At 40.2% G+C, this 17369-nt stretch carries 22 protein-coding genes and 1 other annotated feature; of the genes, 20 read left to right on the forward strand and 2 right to left on the reverse strand.

All coding sequences use genetic code 11. The features are described from left to right. The coding region (locus HMPREF0549_RS05440; RefSeq protein ID WP_003717261.1) for a PepSY domain-containing protein at window positions 1–347 on the reverse strand (347 nt) is incomplete at its 3' end. 140 nt (window positions 348–487) lie between these two features. On the opposite strand from HMPREF0549_RS05440, the gene HMPREF0549_RS05445 reads away from it, so the two are divergent. The 4 genes from HMPREF0549_RS05445 (at window position 488) to HMPREF0549_RS05460 (ending at window position 3690) form a co-directional block, all read left to right on the forward strand. After that, on the forward strand, window positions 488–808 hold the full coding sequence (locus tag HMPREF0549_RS05445) for a thioredoxin family protein (RefSeq protein ID WP_003717262.1): 321 nt from the start codon (window positions 488–490) through the stop codon (window positions 806–808). Window positions 809–897: 89 nt separating this feature from the next. Further along, window positions 898–1548: a YtpR family tRNA-binding protein gene (ytpR, locus tag HMPREF0549_RS05450; protein WP_003717263.1), complete on the forward strand. Its 651-nt coding sequence runs from the start codon at window positions 898–900 to the stop codon at window positions 1546–1548. A 40-nt stretch (window positions 1549–1588) separates the two neighbouring features. Continuing rightward, window positions 1589–2896: a UDP-N-acetylmuramate--L-alanine ligase gene (murC, locus tag HMPREF0549_RS05455; protein WP_003717264.1), complete on the forward strand. Its 1308-nt coding sequence runs from the start codon at window positions 1589–1591 to the stop codon at window positions 2894–2896. An 80-nt stretch (window positions 2897–2976) separates the two neighbouring features. Further along, entirely contained in the window at window positions 2977–3690 is a 714-nt protein-coding gene (locus HMPREF0549_RS05460; protein WP_003717265.1) for a Bax inhibitor-1/YccA family protein, read from the forward strand. A 61-nt stretch (window positions 3691–3751) separates the two neighbouring features. Here HMPREF0549_RS05460 and HMPREF0549_RS05465 read toward each other — a convergent pair whose 3' ends face one another. Beyond that, window positions 3752–4420 carry a YoaK family protein gene (locus HMPREF0549_RS05465; RefSeq protein ID WP_003717266.1) on the reverse strand — a complete coding sequence of 223 codons (669 nt, stop codon included), beginning with the start codon at window positions 4418–4420 and terminating at the stop codon, window positions 3752–3754. 123 nt (window positions 4421–4543) lie between these two features. Here HMPREF0549_RS05465 and polA point away from each other — a divergent pair, with 123 nt between their 5' ends. The 16 genes from polA to HMPREF0549_RS05545 all read left to right on the forward strand — a co-directional run bounded on the left by polA (window position 4544) and on the right by HMPREF0549_RS05545 (window position 17363). Further along, window positions 4544–7204 (forward strand): DNA polymerase I, encoded by a 2661-nt coding sequence (polA, locus tag HMPREF0549_RS05470; RefSeq protein WP_003717267.1) that lies wholly within the window; start codon window positions 4544–4546, stop codon window positions 7202–7204. A gap of 18 nt (window positions 7205–7222) precedes the next feature. Then, window positions 7223–8065, forward strand: coding sequence for a DNA-formamidopyrimidine glycosylase (gene mutM, locus HMPREF0549_RS05475; protein ID WP_003717268.1), 843 nt, complete (start codon window positions 7223–7225; stop codon window positions 8063–8065). Beyond that, window positions 8058–8663, forward strand: coding sequence for a dephospho-CoA kinase (coaE, locus tag HMPREF0549_RS05480; RefSeq protein WP_003717269.1), 606 nt, complete (start codon window positions 8058–8060; stop codon window positions 8661–8663). Before mutM ends, coaE begins: the two co-directional genes overlap by 8 nt. A gap of 42 nt (window positions 8664–8705) precedes the next feature. Further along, a complete protein-coding gene (nrdR, locus tag HMPREF0549_RS05485; protein WP_040531378.1) occupies window positions 8706–9167 on the forward strand; it encodes a transcriptional regulator NrdR in 462 nt (153 codons plus the stop codon). Window positions 9168–9184: 17 nt separating this feature from the next. Next, on the forward strand, window positions 9185–10564 hold the full coding sequence (locus tag HMPREF0549_RS05490; protein WP_003717271.1) for a replication initiation and membrane attachment family protein: 1380 nt from the start codon (window positions 9185–9187) through the stop codon (window positions 10562–10564). Next, window positions 10561–11496 carry a primosomal protein DnaI gene (gene dnaI / locus HMPREF0549_RS05495; protein ID WP_003717272.1) on the forward strand — a complete coding sequence of 312 codons (936 nt, stop codon included), beginning with the start codon at window positions 10561–10563 and terminating at the stop codon, window positions 11494–11496. Before HMPREF0549_RS05490 ends, dnaI begins: the two co-directional genes overlap by 4 nt. Window positions 11497–11559: 63 nt before the next feature. Next, window positions 11560–11690: a sequence feature (ribosomal protein L20 leader region), on the forward strand. A gap of 41 nt (window positions 11691–11731) precedes the next feature. Further along, on the forward strand, window positions 11732–12244 hold the full coding sequence (infC, locus tag HMPREF0549_RS05500) for a translation initiation factor IF-3 (protein WP_003717273.1): 513 nt from the start codon (window positions 11732–11734) through the stop codon (window positions 12242–12244). Between the two features lie 25 nt (window positions 12245–12269). Further along, the gene (gene rpmI / locus HMPREF0549_RS05505) at window positions 12270–12467 is read left to right on the forward strand and encodes a 50S ribosomal protein L35 (RefSeq protein WP_003715352.1); all 198 of its coding nucleotides are present in this window, start codon (window positions 12270–12272) and stop codon (window positions 12465–12467) included. 41 nt (window positions 12468–12508) lie between these two features. Next, window positions 12509–12862, forward strand: a complete 354-nt coding sequence (gene rplT / locus HMPREF0549_RS05510) for a 50S ribosomal protein L20 (protein WP_003717274.1) — start codon at window positions 12509–12511, stop codon at window positions 12860–12862. A gap of 149 nt (window positions 12863–13011) precedes the next feature. After that, window positions 13012–13542 (forward strand): YqeG family HAD IIIA-type phosphatase, encoded by a 531-nt coding sequence (locus HMPREF0549_RS05515; protein ID WP_040531383.1) that lies wholly within the window; start codon window positions 13012–13014, stop codon window positions 13540–13542. Beyond that, window positions 13535–14662 carry a ribosome biogenesis GTPase YqeH gene (gene yqeH, locus HMPREF0549_RS05520; protein WP_003717276.1) on the forward strand — a complete coding sequence of 376 codons (1128 nt, stop codon included), beginning with the start codon at window positions 13535–13537 and terminating at the stop codon, window positions 14660–14662. Before HMPREF0549_RS05515 ends, yqeH begins: the two co-directional genes overlap by 8 nt. A 13-nt stretch (window positions 14663–14675) precedes the next feature. Next, window positions 14676–14987: a ribosome assembly RNA-binding protein YhbY gene (yhbY, locus tag HMPREF0549_RS05525; protein ID WP_003717277.1), complete on the forward strand. Its 312-nt coding sequence runs from the start codon at window positions 14676–14678 to the stop codon at window positions 14985–14987. A 15-nt stretch (window positions 14988–15002) separates the two neighbouring features. Continuing rightward, window positions 15003–15653 (forward strand): nicotinate-nucleotide adenylyltransferase, encoded by a 651-nt coding sequence (locus HMPREF0549_RS05530; RefSeq protein ID WP_003717278.1) that lies wholly within the window; start codon window positions 15003–15005, stop codon window positions 15651–15653. Next, the gene (yqeK, locus tag HMPREF0549_RS05535; RefSeq protein WP_003717279.1) at window positions 15646–16263 is read left to right on the forward strand and encodes a bis(5'-nucleosyl)-tetraphosphatase (symmetrical) YqeK; all 618 of its coding nucleotides are present in this window, start codon (window positions 15646–15648) and stop codon (window positions 16261–16263) included. The genes HMPREF0549_RS05530 and yqeK overlap by 8 nt, the downstream gene beginning before the upstream one ends. After that, on the forward strand, window positions 16264–16620 hold the full coding sequence (gene rsfS, locus HMPREF0549_RS05540; protein WP_003717280.1) for a ribosome silencing factor: 357 nt from the start codon (window positions 16264–16266) through the stop codon (window positions 16618–16620). Continuing rightward, window positions 16620–17363: a class I SAM-dependent DNA methyltransferase gene (locus HMPREF0549_RS05545; RefSeq protein WP_003717281.1), complete on the forward strand. Its 744-nt coding sequence runs from the start codon at window positions 16620–16622 to the stop codon at window positions 17361–17363. Before rsfS ends, HMPREF0549_RS05545 begins: the two co-directional genes overlap by 1 nt. Window positions 17364–17369 lie beyond the last annotated feature (6 nt).

A 17369-nucleotide genomic window follows, 5' to 3' on the forward strand; every position in this document is an offset into this window, starting at 1 on the left:
GGGTTGTTCAATGATCGCTCAACCCGTTTTAATGAAAGAAGACTCCCTGTTTTTGCGTCAGCAATAAATTGATAATCAACTGGCTGATCATCTTCTAAACGGGTAACACCGCCTTCGTAGGCTTCGGTTTTAACTGCGAAACGTTGATAGGGGATCCGCCGTTGGTTAATCCAACTACCGGTAACTTCTCCCTCACGCTTGAAATCATCGCGAATCATTTTGAGAATTTGGTCAGCTGAAATTCGTCGTTGACCAAACAACTTTCCAGCAAGGAACCCAACCACCCCAGATGCACCGAGTGTTACTGGTAATAACCAAGGATTGAGTGAATTATTAGAATCATTCATTTAATTAATTGCTTCCTTTGTCAGTTAGTATCAAAATTAATAATGTTAATTTTAACATTAACGGATAGAAAAAGCTAATTAAGAGCTAATGTGATAGCATAATGATATAATTATTTCAGATTTATCATGGAGGTAAAAACATGGAAAAATTACCGCAAATGCAAGAAGATCAGTTATTAGAAAAGATTAGTAAGGGGAAATACGTCCTATTTTTTGATGCTGGGTGGTGTCCCGACTGTCATTTTATTAAGCCGGCAATGCCAGAGATTGAAAAAGATTTTCCAGAATACACCTTCATTGAGGTCGATCGTGATGAGAACATTGACCTTGCTGCTGAATTAAATATTTTTGGTATTCCTAGCTTTGTTGTTTACAGTGATGGCAAAGAAATTGGTCGCTTTGTGAACAAAGATCGAAAAACTAAGCAACAAGTAGAAGATTTTTTAAATGATTTGAAGTAAAATGGTAAACGGTAAAAAGAATGAAGGGGTCGGTGAATTGTTAATCACGATTCCCTTCATTGTTATTTTGATGGAGAAAGGAAAATCTGATGTTAATTTCTAGTTATAACCCTCAAGAGATGGGTGATGTTTTAGTTGTTATTACTGGCCCTGATGTAGCTGACCAGATTGTAAATTCTAAGGGCAACGTTACACAAATTACTGCTGCTAAAGATGGAAGCCTTCTTGGCTATAACTTCTTTAATGCGAGTGAAGTGTTGCCAGAGTTGAAGAGTGAACGGGGACAAGTATTTTTAAGCGATGAACAGGTTGCTAAGTTAAATAAGGTATTGACTCAAGCAGGTTTTACTGATGAATTAACGGCTGACCATACACCTAAGTTTGTTGTTGGTTATGTTGAAAAAATTGAGGATCATCCTAAGTCAGATCACCTTAAAATTACCCAAACACGAGTAGAAGACGGCAAGACTGTTCAAATTGTTTGTGGATCCCCTAACGTTAAAGAGCATATTAAAGTTGTTGCAGCACGTCCTGGTGCAATGATGCCGAGCGGTAAAATTATCTGGCCTGGTGAATTAATGGGAGTCAAAAGTGAAGGGATGCTTTGCGGTTTTCGCGAGCTTCGTTTAAAAAATGCTCCTGATAAGAAAGGGCTATGGATAATTCCTGATGATTGGCAGGAAACTGGTGAGGCAGTTGACTTTGAACGGGCCAATACTTACTTCCCAGCCCAAAACTAGACTGCTAATTTGACAATTATTTGTGAAAGGAACCAGACTGATGGATAAGAAAACTTACTATTTTATTGGAATTAAAGGAACAGGGATGGCATCACTCGCCCGAATTCTTCATGATAAGGGAAATGAGGTTTTAGGTTCAGACATCGAAAAAGAAACCTTTACTCAGGGACCATTATTGAAGAATGGTATTAAGATTTTACCGTTTGATCCGGCCAACTTGAAGCCGGGGATGATTGTTATTCAAGGAAATGCTTTTGGTGAAGATCATCCAGAAGTAAAGAAGGCTCATGAGCTTGGCTTAACGGTTATGAGCTACCCTGAAGCGGTAGAAAACGAAGTCGCTAGCCATACCAGTATTGGGATTGCTGGTGCGCACGGTAAGACCAGTACAACAGCCCTCTTGGCTCATGTTCTTGACGGTGTTGAACCTACTAGCTACTTAATAGGTGATGGTGTTGGTAAGGGAAATGCTAAGGACCGCTTCTTTGTATTTGAAGCGGATGAATACCGTGACCACTTCTTAGCATATCATCCTGACTATGCCATCATGACGAATATTGATTTTGATCACCCTGACTTTTTTAAGGATATTGATGATGTTCGCAATTCCTTTGAAACGTACGGAAAGCAAGTTAAAAAAGCGATCTTTGCTTGGGGTGATGATGAGAATCTTCGGAAGCTCGATGTTGATGTTCCTGTATACTACTACGGAACAAATGACAAGGACGATTTCCGTGCAGAAAATATTCAACGAACACCAGCTGGTTCGACCTATGATGCTTACTTTAAAGACCAAAAATTAGGAACGTTTACCATTCATCTTTATGGTGAACATAGCGTTCTTAACAGCTTAGCAGTAATTGCCGTTGCTTACATGGAACATGTCGATATGGCTGATATTAAACGTGAATTGGCAAACTTTACTGGTGTTAAGCGGCGGTTTAGCGAGACCGACATTGCCGACGAAACATTGATTGATGACTATGCTCACCACCCAAGCGAAATTAAGGCAACCATTGATGCAGCTCGGCAAAAGTATCCGGATCGCCAAGTGATCGCTGTTTTCCAACCACATACTTACTCACGTTTAGCAGCTTATATTGATGGCTTTGCAGAATCATTAAGAAAGGCAGATAAGGTTTTTGTTACGCCAATCTTTGGTTCTATTCGTGAGCAAGCTGGCCATGTTTCAAGTGAAGACCTTGAAGCAAAGATTCCTGATAGTGAAGGAATTGATATGGATACGATGACTAAACTCCTTCATTATCATGATGCTGTGATTGTCTTCATGGGTGCCGGAGATATTGAAAAATATGAAGATAAGTATAAAGAGCTACTGAACAAGTAGTTGGAAAGTTGAAGACTGCTATTAGATTTGTTATTATTTTGTAAAGGTCAGAGAAAGTCAAATTAAAAGGAATGATATAAATGAATAACTTTTCTGAACAACCGGATCGCCGGATTGTTACCGATTCTGCTGGATTGAATCGGTTCTTGACGCGGATGTACGGTAACATGGTGGTTGCAATTTTGGTTTCTGCATTCTCCGCCTATTTAACGATGAACACATTTCGTCGTGAAGTTTTCGGTTACTTTGGCGCCCATCCAGCAATGATCTGGCTTATCTTACTGTTGCCAATTGCCTTATCAATGGGAATTAGTTTCAGTGCTACCAGAAATCCTGTTGGTGCTTTTGTAATGCTGATGCTGATATCAATCATTTATGGTGTTGAGTTTGCATTGATTGCCGGTGTTTATACTGGTGCAAGCATTGCTTCAGCTTTTGTTTCATCATCAGTAATCTTTATTGTAATGGCAATTTACGGGACCGTAACTAAACGGGACTTAACTAAGTTTGGATCACATGCAATGGCAGCACTAATTGCTTTGATCATTGCTTACATTATTAACATGTTCCTGCAAAGTCCTGCGATTGCTTACATTTTCTCTTTCATCGCAGTAATTATTTTTACAGTGTTAACTGGCTGGGATGCACAGAAAATGAAGCAGATTTATGTTAATCATGGTGATCAAGTTTCAGTGACTGGATTAGCAGTTTTAGGTGCACTTCAATTGTACTTAGACTTTGTTAACCTCTTCATTTCACTTCTTCAAATTTTCGGAATGAGTGATCGAAATTAAGCAAAAGGAAGTCAGGAAAAAGCAATTTGCTTTTTCCTGACTTCCTTTTTTAGTAGTTATTTTAATTAGATTCATGGACTTTTTGATAATAATAAAATATATCAGTTAAAAGAATAATTGCGACTGCAACCCAAATCGTTTTCATCCGGGAAAACGGCTGAATGATTGCCGATGAAATTGCACCAAGGGTAAATGCTAAAACGACGATGAAGTAATTGACAGCAATTTTTAAGTCTTGTTGACGATGATGGTAGATGTATTCAGTACCGAAAACCACTGATTTTTTAATGTTACCGGTAGTAAAAACACTGCTATAACCGAGCCCCTCAATTTTACTGAAGGCGGTATTTAGTAAAGCAAGCCCAAAGGAAACCAGACCAACTGAAAGATATGTAGGAAAGTTTTCAGGCATAGCGCCCACAAATCCGCCAATGATTAGGATTGGGAAAAGACAGAAGATTCGCCAGTATTTGATATGAGCCTGGAAGGTAATGGCAACGATAATACCAAGAACGTAGAGGATGATTGCGCCACACCGGTCAATAATTCCAATAACGTTATGATTAACTAATGCTGCGGCGAGAAACACGATATTTCCAGTTTGTGCTGCGGCAAGCGTATGACCACATTGAATATAGGTAAATGCATCGAGAAAGCCACCGCAAAAAGTCATGACGATGGCAAACAGCCGTGCTTCTTCGACGTGATGGGTATTAAGTAATTTGTTCAAAAGATCCCTTCTTTAACTGATGATAAACCTCTAACGATCTCATTAAATTCGTGAACAGGAAACTAACGGAGCCTTCCAATCTTTGGTACAATTATTAAGAATAAGAGAAGGAGCGGTAATTAAATGGCAAAGCAACTATTATTAATTGATGGTAACAGCATTGTTTTTCGGGCATTTTTTGCGATGCACAACCAGATTGATAAGTTCACTAACAAAGATGGCTTACATACGGCAGCTATTTATGGCTTCAAATTGATGCTTGATCATGTTTTAGAAAACTTTCATCCGGATGCAGCATTAGTAGCTTTTGATGCTGGTAAGGTTACTTTTCGAACTAAAATGTACGGTGACTACAAGGGTGGTCGAAGCAAGACTCCCGAAGAATTAACCGAGCAACTTCCGTATGTTCGTGAACTAGTAAAAGATTCTGGACTACATAGTTATGAATTAAAGGGTTATGAAGCTGACGATATTATTGGAACTCTTGCTAAAGAAGGCGATGCCGCTGGCTATGAGACATTGATTGTTACAGGTGATCGTGATTTAACTCAACTCGCCAGTGAGCACACTACGGTAGCAGTTACCCACAAGGGAGTTACCGACACTGAACATTATACGCCAGAACATGTTCAAGAAAAACTTGGGATCACACCGGCTCAAATTATCGATATGAAGGCCTTGATGGGTGATACCTCTGATAATTATCCTGGGGTTACTAAAATCGGGGAAAAGACTGCCATTAAGCTGGTAAAACAATTTGGCTCTGTCGAAGGTATTTATGAAAATATTGATGAATTGAAAAAGAGCAAGATGAAGGAGCATCTAGTAGAAGAGGAGGAGATTGCCCGGCAATGCAAGACGTTAGCTACGATTCTGCGTGATGCACCAATTGAAGTTAAGCTAGCCGATCTTGAATATCATGGCCCACAAACAGAAAAGTTAATTGATTTCTACCAGAAGATGGACTTTCAGTCATTCTTGAAGAAAATGGCTGTTTCGCCAGATGATCAGGAACCCGAAATTGCGCCGATTAAGTATACGGAATTAACTGCTGACAACCTGGATCTTATTGCTAAATTAGGTGATCGGGGAAGCTTTTATTTAGAGATGCCAGATCCTAACTACCATACCTCGCCATTTGCCGGCTTTGCTTTGGGTAATGATGAGCAATGGTTAGTAAGTCGTGATCCTGAGTTACTGAAGGCGCCTGAAGTCCAAAACTGGCTAACTAATTCTAAGATTAAAAAGGATGTTTTTAATGCTAAAGCGCAGATTGTTGGCTTAAATCGATTAGGAATTTCCCTTGACGGAATTGATTTTGATCTTCTTTTGGCATCCTATCTTTTAAATACCAATGATAATAGCAATGATCTGGGAAAATTAGCTCATGAGCATGGGTATGACGATGTGCAAACGGATGAAGAGGTTTATGGAAAGGGAGCTAAGAGGACAATTCCTGATGACGATCAGCTATTCTTCCAGCACCTTGCCAATAAAGCACGGGCAATTGAGCAATTACGTCCCCAGCTATTTGAGCAGTTAGAAAAGAATGAACAGTTACCTCTTTATACCGATATTGAATTACCATTAACTCATGTTTTAGCCAAAATGGAAATTACTGGTGTTCATGTTGACGCACAAACGTTAAAAAATATGGGGAGCAAGTTAACTGAACGGTTAACGGAGATTGAGGAACAGATTTATCAAGAAGCTGGTGAAGAGTTTAATATTAATTCCACTAAACAGCTTGGTAAAATTCTCTTTGAAAAGCTAAAGTTGCCTGTTATTAAGAAAACGAAGACGGGGTATTCAACAGCTGTTGATGTTCTCGAAAAATTAGCCCCTCAGGCACCGATCGTTGAAAACATTCTTCAATATCGCCAGATCTCAAAGCTTCAATCGACGTATATTAAGGGGCTACTAAAGGTTATTCATTCGAGTGATCAAAAGATTCATACCCGTTACCTACAAACGTTAACTCAAACAGGACGCTTGTCATCGGTTGATCCTAATTTACAGAATATCCCAGTACGATTACCAGAAGGACGGCTTATTCGCCAGGCGTTTGTTCCGAGTCATGAGGGCTGGCAGATATTCTCTTCTGATTATTCACAGGTTGAATTGCGGGTTCTTGCTCATATTACAGGTGATCATAACCTTCAAGAAGATTTTAAGAACGGTGAAGATATTCATGCCAGCACGGCTCGTCGGATTTTCCATTTGAAACCGGACCAAGAAATCGACCGTAATATGCGTCGTCGGGCAAAAGCGGTTAATTTTGGAATTGTTTATGGAATTAGTGACTATGGGTTAGCCCAACGAATTCACGTTAGCCGAAGTCAAGCTCACGAATTTATTCAAAATTACTTTAAGGAATTTCCAAAGGTCAAAGATTATATCCATGACACGATCGAATTTGCACGGCAGAATGGTTATGTTGAAACGATAACTCATCGTCGCCGCTACTTGCCGGATATTAACTCAAAGAGCTTTAGTCGGCGTTCATTTGCTGAACGAACTGCTATGAATACGCCAATTCAGGGAAGTGCAGCAGATATCATTAAAATTGCAATGATTAAGATGCAGGATGAATTAGAAAAGCGTCAGTTAAAGGCTAAGATGCTTCTCCAAATTCATGACGAATTGGTTTTTGAAGCGCCAAAAGAAGAGATCCCAGTATTGAGTAAACTGGTTCCTGATGTAATGGATTCAGCGGTTAAGCTGTCTGTTCCGTTAAAGGTCGATAGTAAATATGGCGACACGTGGTATGATTTGAAGAAATAATTTGGGGAGGAAACTCAAATGCCAGAATTACCAGAAGTTGAAACGGTTCGTCGTGGATTATTAAAGATCGCTGCAGGGCGGAAGATCAATGGGATTGATGTTCACTATGGTAAGACAATCACTAATGATGTTGAACAATTTCGGCAGTCGTTGATTGGTCAGACGATCGAAACTGTTGACCGTCGTGGCAAATACCTTCTTTTTCGTTTTAGCAATCACTTAACAATGGTTTCACATTTGCGAATGGAGGGCAGCTATTACACACAGCCAGTCGATGCTCCAATTGATAAGCATACCCACGTTGTTTTTAAATTTACTGACGGCACAGAACTCTGCTATCGCGATACCCGAAAATTCGGCCGGATGACACTGGTAAAAACAGGGGATGAGATGACTGTTGGCGGGTTAAAGACAATTGGTCCCGAGCCGACTGCGGCTGATTTTAAGATTGATTATTTTAAGAGAATTTTGCAACGGAGCCGCGGGAAAATAAAGCCTTTTTTACTTAATCAGCGACACATTGCTGGTTTAGGAAATATTTATGTTGATGAAGTCCTTTGGATGAGCAAAATTAATCCTGAACAACCGGCTAATACCCTTACTGATAAGCAGATTCAAACTCTGCATGACAACATTATTCAAGAATTATCAAGGGCAATTGAATACAAAGGGACAACTGTTCATACCTTTAAGAATGCGTTTGGCGATGCTGGAGCATTTCAGGAGCAGTTAAACGCATATGGTCATGGTGGCGATCTCTGTCCGCGATGTGGTACCAAAATGGTGAAAATAAAAGTTAATCAACGGGGAACCACATTTTGTCCACATTGCCAACCGCTATTGGAGAGTGAAAATGACTAAGTTAATTGGACTAACCGGTGGAATTGCAACTGGTAAATCAACCGTTAGTACTTTGCTAAGGCTGAGCGGGTATCCGGTAATTGACGCGGATCAACTTGTTCGTCAGCTGCAAACGGCACATTCAAAAGGATTAGAACGGTTGACAGCAGTGTTTGGTAGTGGAATTCTGAATGCTGACCAGACGTTAAATCGACAGGCACTGGGTTCCCTTGTCTTCAGTGATCAAACTAAACTAGCTAAGTTGAATATGGTAATGCAGCCACTGATTCGTGATGAGATTTGGCGACAGGTAAAGAACTACCAAAAGCAACAAATCCCGTATGTCATTTTAGATGCCCCGCTCCTGTTTGAGGAAAACTATGCTGATGAATGCGACCTGGTTGTAGTTGTTGCTACTGATCATCAAATTCAGGTTCAACGGCTGATGAAACGAAATGGTTATTCGCAAGCTGAGGCAGAGCAGCGTATTGACTCTCAGATGCCATTAGCAGAGAAAAAACGATTGGCTGATATTGTAATTGATAATAACGGGAGTAAGGAAGAATTAAAGCGCCAAGTTGCTGGATTAATTGATCAGATGCATAATAATAGGTTATGATAAAATGAAAACTATTTAATAGTAAGCAAGGAGGAAGGCCAGATGCGTTGTCCACACTGTCATAAAAACGGTTCGCGTGTTGTTGATAGTCGGCCAAGTGAAGATGGCACTTTTATTAGACGACGTCGGGAATGCATTCACTGTGGTTTCCGTTTTACCACTTTTGAACGGTATGAAGAAACTCCATTATTAGTGATAAAGAAAGACGGAACACGACAAGAATTTAGTCGTCAAAAGATTTTAAACGGGATTGTTAGATCAGCGGAAAAACGTCCTGTTAGCATGGAACGGCTAACAAAAGTAACTGATAAAATTGAAAAAGAGGTTCGTAGCCTTGGCGAAAATGAGGTTTCCAGTCAGGTAATCGGTAAATTTGTCATGCAAGAATTAAAAGATGTTGACGAAATTGCCTACATTCGTTTTGCAAGTGTTTACCGTCAATTCAAGGATGTTGATGCGTTTATGAACGAGTTGGAATCCATGATGAAAAATAATAAGAAGTAAAGGGGAACGAGGCCATAATGACTAAAAGCAAATCAATATTTGATCCAGGGGCTGGATATATTGTTACTGCTAGCCACCAATGGTCGAATTTCAATGAAGATGTTTTTGAACTTTTTTATCAACCAATATTAGGAACCGCTGCATTTGCGATGTTTCATGCCTTGAGAACGCAATTAAACGAAAAACCAGCAATTAGTGACCGGCGCCTCCAGTCTCAATTGCTAGTTCAGCTTAATGCGGGACAGCAGACAGCTGAAGAAGGTATTCAACGATTGGAAGCCACGGGAATGCTGCGGACTTTTACCCAAACTGATCAGCTTGGTGATTTATTCGTTTATGAACTTCAGCCAACGCTTACACCAGCTGAGTTTATTGATGATAATCTCCTTAGTATTCTGTTGTTAGAGGCTGTTGGTGAGGCGCGCTTTAAGGAGCTTGGTGAGTTTGCTAATCGTTTTACCTTAGTAGGTCACCCAGCAGCACTCAAAGAAATTACCCATAACTTCTTTGATGCTTTTCATGTTGATGATCAGCGGATTACACGTTTGCCGACAGAAATTACCACTACTCGTGAAAAAATAGTTAGTGAGAAGAAGGCAAAAGGAGAGTTAGTTAATGTTGATTTTGACTGGCCGACGCTAGTGCAATTCTTGAAAAATCAGCCCATCACCGAAAAAGATCTGAGTAGTAACCGTGACTTAATAGAAGTTGAGCACCAGCTTTATGGGATTGATGAGCCAACAATGGCCCGACTGATTACTCAATCAACTGATTTGACAACAAGTAAAATTCGTCCACAGCGACTTAAACAAATTATAGCTGGGAAATACCGGGTAGATGCTAAACAACCTGTCAAAGAAAAAGTTAGTGAAGAAAAAAGTAAAACTACACTTTCGCAGGAAGAACAGCAGTTAATTGAAACATGTAAGTACTATGCACCGGTTACATTTCTTCAACAGTTAAAACAACAGATGGGTGGCTTCGTGACTTCAGGAGAACGGGCAATTATTCGGAGCCTAATTCAGGAACAGCAACTAGATGCTGGAGTTGTTAATATTCTTTCATGGTATGTGATTGCTTCGCTTAAACGGCCAACACTGCAAGCGAATTATGTGAATGCTATTGCTAATAACTGGATGCGTGCAGGAGTGGCGACCGCTGAAGAAGCGCTTGCCCATATCCATGAGTTTAACGATAAAAAAGCCCAGAAACGTACTAGTCGCCACGCAAACTATTACCGCCAGCGAACCACCACTGTTCGTGAAAAGATGCCAGCATGGGCTAATGAGGATGAACAGCAAATCAAGAAGTCAACACCAGAACAATTAGATCGGCTTCGTCAGCGGTTAGCAAGGCGAAAGAAATCGGTCGGTTCTGAAGGGGATGAAAGTAAATGAAATCATTGAGTAAAACAATGAAAGAGATTATGAAAAGCCAAAATTTTGGTTCTGCTTATGAGCAAATGATTAATCAGGTCCTGAATGATCCGGAAGTTGCCGCCTTCCTGAAGAATAATGCTCAAAAACTTTCACCACAAGCAATTGAGCGAGGCGAAGCTAAGCTTTATGAATACTTTCATGAAAAGCAATTAATCAGTAAGGGAACGGCTACGGTAGCACCAGGCTATTCTCCGCAATTAATTGTTAATGCGGGACAAATTGACGTAACTTATGTGCCAACCAAAAAACTGATTGAGCAACAACGGCAAGCACATATTAAGCAACTGGTTTCTTCAATTAATATGCCTAAGTTTATTCATGGCGCCTCCTTTGACCATTTTTATACTGAAGAACCGTACCAAACAGAAACACGAAATATTGCTTTAAATGCAGCGCTTGATTTTGTTGATCAATACTCTCCAAATGAATTTCATCCCGGATTATATCTTTACGGTCGATTTGGTGTTGGAAAGACTTATCTTTTGGGAGCAATTGCCAATGAATTAGCCCAACAAAAGGGTGTTGCAACAACGATGATGCACTTCCCAAGCTTTGTTGTTGAGATGCGTAATTCGATTAAGACGAATAATATAGGCTCAAAACTTGATGCGGTAAAGAAGGCCCCAGTATTAGTACTTGATGATATTGGTGCTGATGCGATGACCACTTGGGCCAGAGATGATATTCTAGGTGTTATCTTGGAATACCGAATGCAAGAAGAGCTTCCAACATTCTTTAGTTCCAACTTCTCAATGGACGAGCTTCAAGGTCACTTGACGGTAAATGTAAAGGGAGAAGAGGAGCCGGTTAAGGCAAGTCGAATTATGGAACGGATCAAGTTTCTTTCTCGTCAATATGAAATGGCCGGTGCCAATCTTCGTGATAAATGATAGAAATATTTAATGCTTTCCCTTGACATTGAATGATCGCTTTAGTATCCTAGATAACGTTGAAAGAAAAAGCAGGAGCACCCGCTTCTCGCCTAGGTGATAAGGATTGCCGGGCTGACGAGTTAAATAAGAACAATAATAGTATTGTTTATTATTAGCGGGGTGTGGAATACACCCCGCTTTTTGCTTGATCTTTCGCTAATAAAATTGGAGGTGCGTTGCCATAGCTCAAGATATGATTGTCAATAACGGTATTCGTGCTCGTGAAGTACGGCTAATTGGTCAAGATGGCGAACAGTTAGGAATTAAGTCAAAGCGCGAGGCGTTACAATTAGCTGAAGATGCTAACCTTGATTTGGTTCTGGTTGCCCCAAAGGCTCGACCAGCTGTTGCCCGGATCATGGATTACGGAAAGTACCGTTACGAAATGCAAAAGAAAGAGCGTGAAGCTCGAAAGAAGCAAAAGACTGTAACGGTTAAGGAAATTCGGTTGAGTCCTTCAATCGATACGAATGACTTTAATGTCAAACTAAAGCGTGTTCGTAAATTTATTGAAAAGGGCGATAAAGTTCGCGTTTCCTTACGATTCCGTGGTCGTGCTATCACCCATAAGGATATCGGTCGTGACATGATTGAAAGAATGGCCAAAGAAACTGAGGACATTGCAACAGTTGTACAACGACCAAAGATGGAAGGGCGGAGTATTTTCTTAACTCTTGCCCCAGCTGCTGATAAAGCAAAAAACTAATTTAAGAAAGTAGGGAATTTTTCTTATGCCAAAGATGAAGACTAACCGTGCCGCTGCAAAGCGTTTTAAGCGTACTGCTAATGGTGGATTCAAGAGTGGTAATTCATTCACCAGTCACCGTTTCCACGGTAAGACCAAGAAGCAACGTCGACAATTACGTGGCTTGAGCATGATGGACAAGTCCAACGTAAAACGTTACAAGAAGTTACTCCCATTTAAGTAAACTTCGTTCGAAATAAGAAAAACACGTAGGAGGAATTCAACATGCGAGTTAAAGGTGGAACTGTTACGCGCGCACGTCGTAAGCGCATTATGAAATTAGCAAAGGGTTACCGTGGTTCAAAGCACCGTCTTTTTAAGACTGCTAAGGATCAAGTAATGAAGAGCTACACTTATGCTTTCCGTGACCGGAAGGTTAATAAGCGTAAGTTCCGTGAACTTTGGATTGCCCGGATTAACGCTGCTGCACGCATGAACGATATTAGCTACAGCAAGTTAATGCATGGCTTGAAGTTAGCTAACATTGACATTAACCGGAAGATGTTAGCTGACTTGGCTGTTAACGATGCTGAAGCATTCAAGGCTATCGTTGACGAAGCAAAGAAGGCTCTTAACTAAGAGTCCTTAAATGAAGCAACGGTCATTGGTGAGCAGCCAGTGGATCGTTGCTTTTTTATTTTCCCAGATTAATTAGACCGTTAAGAGTAGCGGTTGGAAGCAACAATCGTTATAATTAGAATAATAGTAATTATTTGAGAGGTATAACTTTGTTAGAAGAGTTTAAACCAACATGGATGGTAAAGAGTATTTATTCAGTTTCTCCTGAACAATTAAAGGCTCATGGCATTCGTGCTGTTTTTAGTGATTTAGACAATACTTTGATCGCTTGGAATAATCCGGAGGGAACACCGGAATTACATCAATGGATGGCAGAACTAAAGGAAGCAGGAATTCCGTTAATCGTTATTTCCAATAATAACAAGAAACGGGTTGCCAAAGCTGTTGCTAATTTAAAACTACCATTCATGTCACGTTCCTTAAAACCGCTAAGTTTTGGGATTACCCGGGCACGTAAAAAGCTAGGCTTAGCTAAAAATGAGGTGGTAATGGTTGGGGATCAGCTAATGACGGATATGCTAGCTGCCCACCAAGCTGGGGTTCGCAGCATCCTGGTTAAGCCAATCCTTCAAACTGATAAGTGGACCACCAGAATGAATCGGTTGATAGAAAAGTATGTCTGGCGTGAACTGCGTCGGCATTACCCGAATTTAAAATGGCAGGAGGATTTGAATGACTGAAGAACAACAAAATCGTGATGATTTAAGATGTATTGGTTGTGGAGCAAAGATTCAAACGACTGATCCCAAAGAACCTGGCTATACTCCTCAATCAGCGCTTGAAAAGGGATTGAAGAACAATGAACTATATTGTCAACGGTGTTTTAGACTCCGCCATTATAATGAAATTGCTCCAGTTTCCTTAAGTGATGATGATTTTCTTCGTCTTCTTAGTCAAATTCGGAATGATGATGCGCTAATCGTTTATGTTGTTGATATTTTTGACTTTAACGGTAGCATAATTCCGGGATTGCATCGTTTTGTTGGTTCAAATCCAGTTTTGCTAGTCGGTAATAAAGAAGACTTGTTACCCCGTTCGTTAAGACGTCCAAAACTCCGTGATTGGTTACGCCAACAGGCTAATTTAGCTGGGTTACGGCCAATTGATACGGTTCTTGTATCTGCAAAAAAGAACCATCAAATTGATTACTTGTTAGAAGTAATTGATAAGTATCGTCAAGGACGAGATGTCTATTTTGTTGGGGTAACTAACGTTGGTAAATCAACGCTGGTTAACCAAATAATTAAACGGCAAACAGGGATTAAAGAACTTATCACAACGTCTAAATTTCCGGGAACAACCTTAGATAAAATTGAAATTCCGCTTGATGATGGTCATCAGTTAATCGATACCCCAGGAATTATTCACCAGCATCAAATGGCTCATGTTTTATCAGCTAAGGATCTAAAGTACGTTTCACCACAAAAAGAAATTAAGCCACGGACTTACCAATTGGATCCGGAGCAGACAATCTTTATTGGTGGCGTAGCGCGTTTTGATTACTTAACAGGGCATCACGCAGGAATCATTGCTTACTTTGACAATAACCTTCCCCTTCATCGAACTAAGCTAGGCAATGCTGATCGTTTTTATGAAAAGCATCTTGGTGAATTATTAACACCACCAACGAAGGACGAATTAAAGGAATTTCCACCGTTAGAGCGTCAAGAGTTTCACTTATCTGAGAAGAGTGATGTTGTTTTTGAAGGCTTGGGTTGGATTACCGTTCCAGCAGGGACCACTGTTGCTGCCTGGGTTCCAAAAGGTGTTTCAAGTTTAGTACGGCGAGCAATGATTTAAGAAGAGGTACAGAATGAAATTAAGAGGAAAGCAAAAACGTTTTTTAAGAGCACAAGCTAATCATCTTCAACCAATTTTTGCGGTTGGTAAGGAAGGATTGACTCAAAATTGGGTTGATCAATTGGATGGGGCATTAGATCGTCGAGAATTAATCAAGGTTAATATTCTTCAAAACTCTGATGTGACGCCTAAAGAGGTTCAGCATTTCATTGAAAGTCAAACGGAAATTCAAGTTGTCCAAATAATTGGTCGGGTACTAGTTCTTTTTAAGGTATCTGCAAACAAGGATGCTCGGGAATTATCATCACGGGTAAAGAAGATCTAGTTGAGGTGAAGCTTTTTGCAACAGTGTGGAGTTTTAACAAGTACGAAAACAATTACTAAACCGCAACCCCAACTTGCCCCTAATCAGAAGCGTCAACGGATCGGGCTATATGGCGGAACGTTTAATCCAGTTCATAATGCTCATTTACTAGTGGCGGATCAGGTTCAAACTTTATTGTGTTTAAACCGGGTTGATTTTATGCCGGATTTTATTCCTCCGCATATTGATCATAAAGGTGCTATTGATGCTCAAGATCGGGTTGCTATGCTAAAGTTAGCAACTAGTGATAATAGTCGTTTTGGGATTGAAATGGCAGAGCTAAAACGTGGCGGAGTCAGTTATACTTATGACACAATGAAACAATTGTTAGAACAGAACCCGCTAACGGAATATTACTTTATCATTGGTGGCGATATGGTGGATTACTTGCCAAAATGGCACCGAATTAATGACCTGGTAAAGCTACCCCGCTTTCATTTTGTGGGGGTTCGTCGCCAGGGGGCCAAAAATGAAACCAACTATCCGGTAATTTGGGTTGATGTCCCGCTAGTTGCTTTTAGTTCAACTGATATTCGTCATCGAATTTCGACGGGGCAGTCAATTAGGTACATGGTTCCAGAAAAGGTTGCACAATATATAAAGGAGCACCAACTTTATCATGAGTGAAGAGCAAATTAAATATCAAAAACACTATATTCCATTAACTCGGGATGAATTAGTAGAACGCCTGCATTTGGCATTGCGTCCTAAACGATTTAATCATGTGCTGCGAGTTGAGAAAACAGCAATTAAATTGGCAAAGACTAATGGTGTTGATCCAGAAAAGGCAAGTATTGCTGGACTCTGTCATGATTATGCAAAGCAACGCCCGGATGATGTTTTTATCCAAGTAATTAAGGATAAAAAAATGTCACCAGAATTATTAAACTACGGGAATGCAATTTGGCACGGTGTTGTTGGGGCTGAGTTGTTAAAAGACGAGCTCGGTATTTGGGATGAGGATATTCTAAATGCGGTTCGGCATCATACTACTGGGGCTGCAATAATGAGTAAGCTAGAACAAGTAATTTATATGGCAGACTATATTGAACCAGCACGTGATTTTGATGGAGTTCAAACAGCACGAAAAATTACTGCTGATGATCTTGGTGCTGGGGTTGCATATCAGACTAAACATACTCTTCAATATTTGATTGCAAATAATAAACCCGTTTACCCAAAGACAATTGAAACCTATAATGCTTGGGTACCAAAATATGAAAGGAAGATAAACTAGATGGATAGTAAACAACTATTAGAAATGGCAGTTAAAGCCGGTGACGGTCGTCGGGCTGAGGATATTGTTGCTTTGAAAGTCAACCAAATTAGTCCAATGGCAGATTACTTTGTGATTATGACTGGTGGCTCTGACCGTCAAGTACAAGCAATTGCCAACGCGATTATCGAAAAAGCTCATGAAGAAAAAGTTAATATTGGAAGCGTCGAAGGAAAAAATCATGCTCAATGGGTACTAATTGATCTTGGTGACGTGGTTGTTCACGTTTTCCGTGAAGAAACGCGGGCTTTTTATAACCTTGAGAAGTTATGGTCAGATGCACCAATGGTTAATATTAGCAAATGGGTTAATGATTAATGATTTACCAGAGCTTTGCCCAACTTTACGATCAATTATTTGACCAGGAGCTGTATAAGCGCTGGCTTGATTTTACCTTGAATTACGGACGAGCTGCTACGGGAAGTAAGTGCTTAGAGCTTGCTGGTGGCGCTGGTCGCCTTGCTGTAATGTTAGCTCAACGTCACTATGATGTTACGGTTGCCGATTTTTCTTCTGAAATGTTAAGTCTTGCAAGTCAACATGCTGATGAGGCAGGAGTTAATTTGAAAATTATTGAGGCTGACATGCGGGACCTCACTAATTTACCGCAGTATAATTTGGTAACATGCTATGCTGATTCGCTGAATTACCTAGATGACTTAACTGATGTACAGATGACTTTTCGACAAGTTTATGAGCATTTAACCACTGATGGTATGTTTTTATTTGATATGATAAGCCCCTATAAAACTGATGTTGTCTATCCTGGCTATATGTATAACTATGAAGACGAGGATCACCGCCATGCATTTATGTGGCGAAGTTTTATGGATGATGAGGTTAATCATGGGGTAATTCATGAGTTAGCTTTCTTCAATCAATTAAGTAATGGTGAGTATCAACGAGTTGGAGAAACTCACTTTGAACGAGCTTACCAGTTGGCAGAATTGAAAGCAGCGTTAGATCAGGCTGGTTTTAAACAGGTTGAAGTTTACAGTAACTTTGGGCAAAATAAAGTAACTGATAAGGATGAGCGGTGGTTCTTTAGATGTCAGAAATAAGAACTA

This window comes from Limosilactobacillus vaginalis DSM 5837 = ATCC 49540 (assembly GCF_000159435.1).
GTDB classification, from domain to species: Bacteria; Bacillota; Bacilli; order Lactobacillales; family Lactobacillaceae; genus Limosilactobacillus; species Limosilactobacillus vaginalis.

Coding starts and splice junctions, on each gene's coding strand:
- ytpR (WP_003717263.1), top strand. CDS start 898: ATGTTAATTTCTAGTTATAACCCTCAAGAGATGGGTGATGTTTTAGTT.
- murC (WP_003717264.1), top strand. CDS start 1,589: ATGGATAAGAAAACTTACTATTTTATTGGAATTAAAGGAACAGGGATG.
- HMPREF0549_RS05445 (WP_003717262.1), top strand. CDS start 488: ATGGAAAAATTACCGCAAATGCAAGAAGATCAGTTATTAGAAAAGATT.
- yhbY (WP_003717277.1), top strand. CDS start 14,676: ATGAAATTAAGAGGAAAGCAAAAACGTTTTTTAAGAGCACAAGCTAAT.
- HMPREF0549_RS05490 (WP_003717271.1), top strand. CDS start 9,185: ATGACTAAAAGCAAATCAATATTTGATCCAGGGGCTGGATATATTGTT.
- dnaI (WP_003717272.1), top strand. CDS start 10,561: ATGAAATCATTGAGTAAAACAATGAAAGAGATTATGAAAAGCCAAAAT.
- HMPREF0549_RS05460 (WP_003717265.1), top strand. CDS start 2,977: ATGAATAACTTTTCTGAACAACCGGATCGCCGGATTGTTACCGATTCT.
- rpmI (WP_003715352.1), top strand. CDS start 12,270: ATGCCAAAGATGAAGACTAACCGTGCCGCTGCAAAGCGTTTTAAGCGT.
- rsfS (WP_003717280.1), top strand. CDS start 16,264: ATGGATAGTAAACAACTATTAGAAATGGCAGTTAAAGCCGGTGACGGT.
- nrdR (WP_040531378.1), top strand. CDS start 8,706: ATGCGTTGTCCACACTGTCATAAAAACGGTTCGCGTGTTGTTGATAGT.
- rplT (WP_003717274.1), top strand. CDS start 12,509: ATGCGAGTTAAAGGTGGAACTGTTACGCGCGCACGTCGTAAGCGCATT.
- infC (WP_003717273.1), top strand. CDS start 11,732: ATGATTGTCAATAACGGTATTCGTGCTCGTGAAGTACGGCTAATTGGT.
- polA (WP_003717267.1), top strand. CDS start 4,544: ATGGCAAAGCAACTATTATTAATTGATGGTAACAGCATTGTTTTTCGG.
- mutM (WP_003717268.1), top strand. CDS start 7,223: ATGCCAGAATTACCAGAAGTTGAAACGGTTCGTCGTGGATTATTAAAG.
- yqeK (WP_003717279.1), top strand. CDS start 15,646: ATGAGTGAAGAGCAAATTAAATATCAAAAACACTATATTCCATTAACT.
- HMPREF0549_RS05545 (WP_003717281.1), top strand. CDS start 16,620: ATGATTTACCAGAGCTTTGCCCAACTTTACGATCAATTATTTGACCAG.
- yqeH (WP_003717276.1), top strand. CDS start 13,535: ATGACTGAAGAACAACAAAATCGTGATGATTTAAGATGTATTGGTTGT.
- coaE (WP_003717269.1), top strand. CDS start 8,058: ATGACTAAGTTAATTGGACTAACCGGTGGAATTGCAACTGGTAAATCA.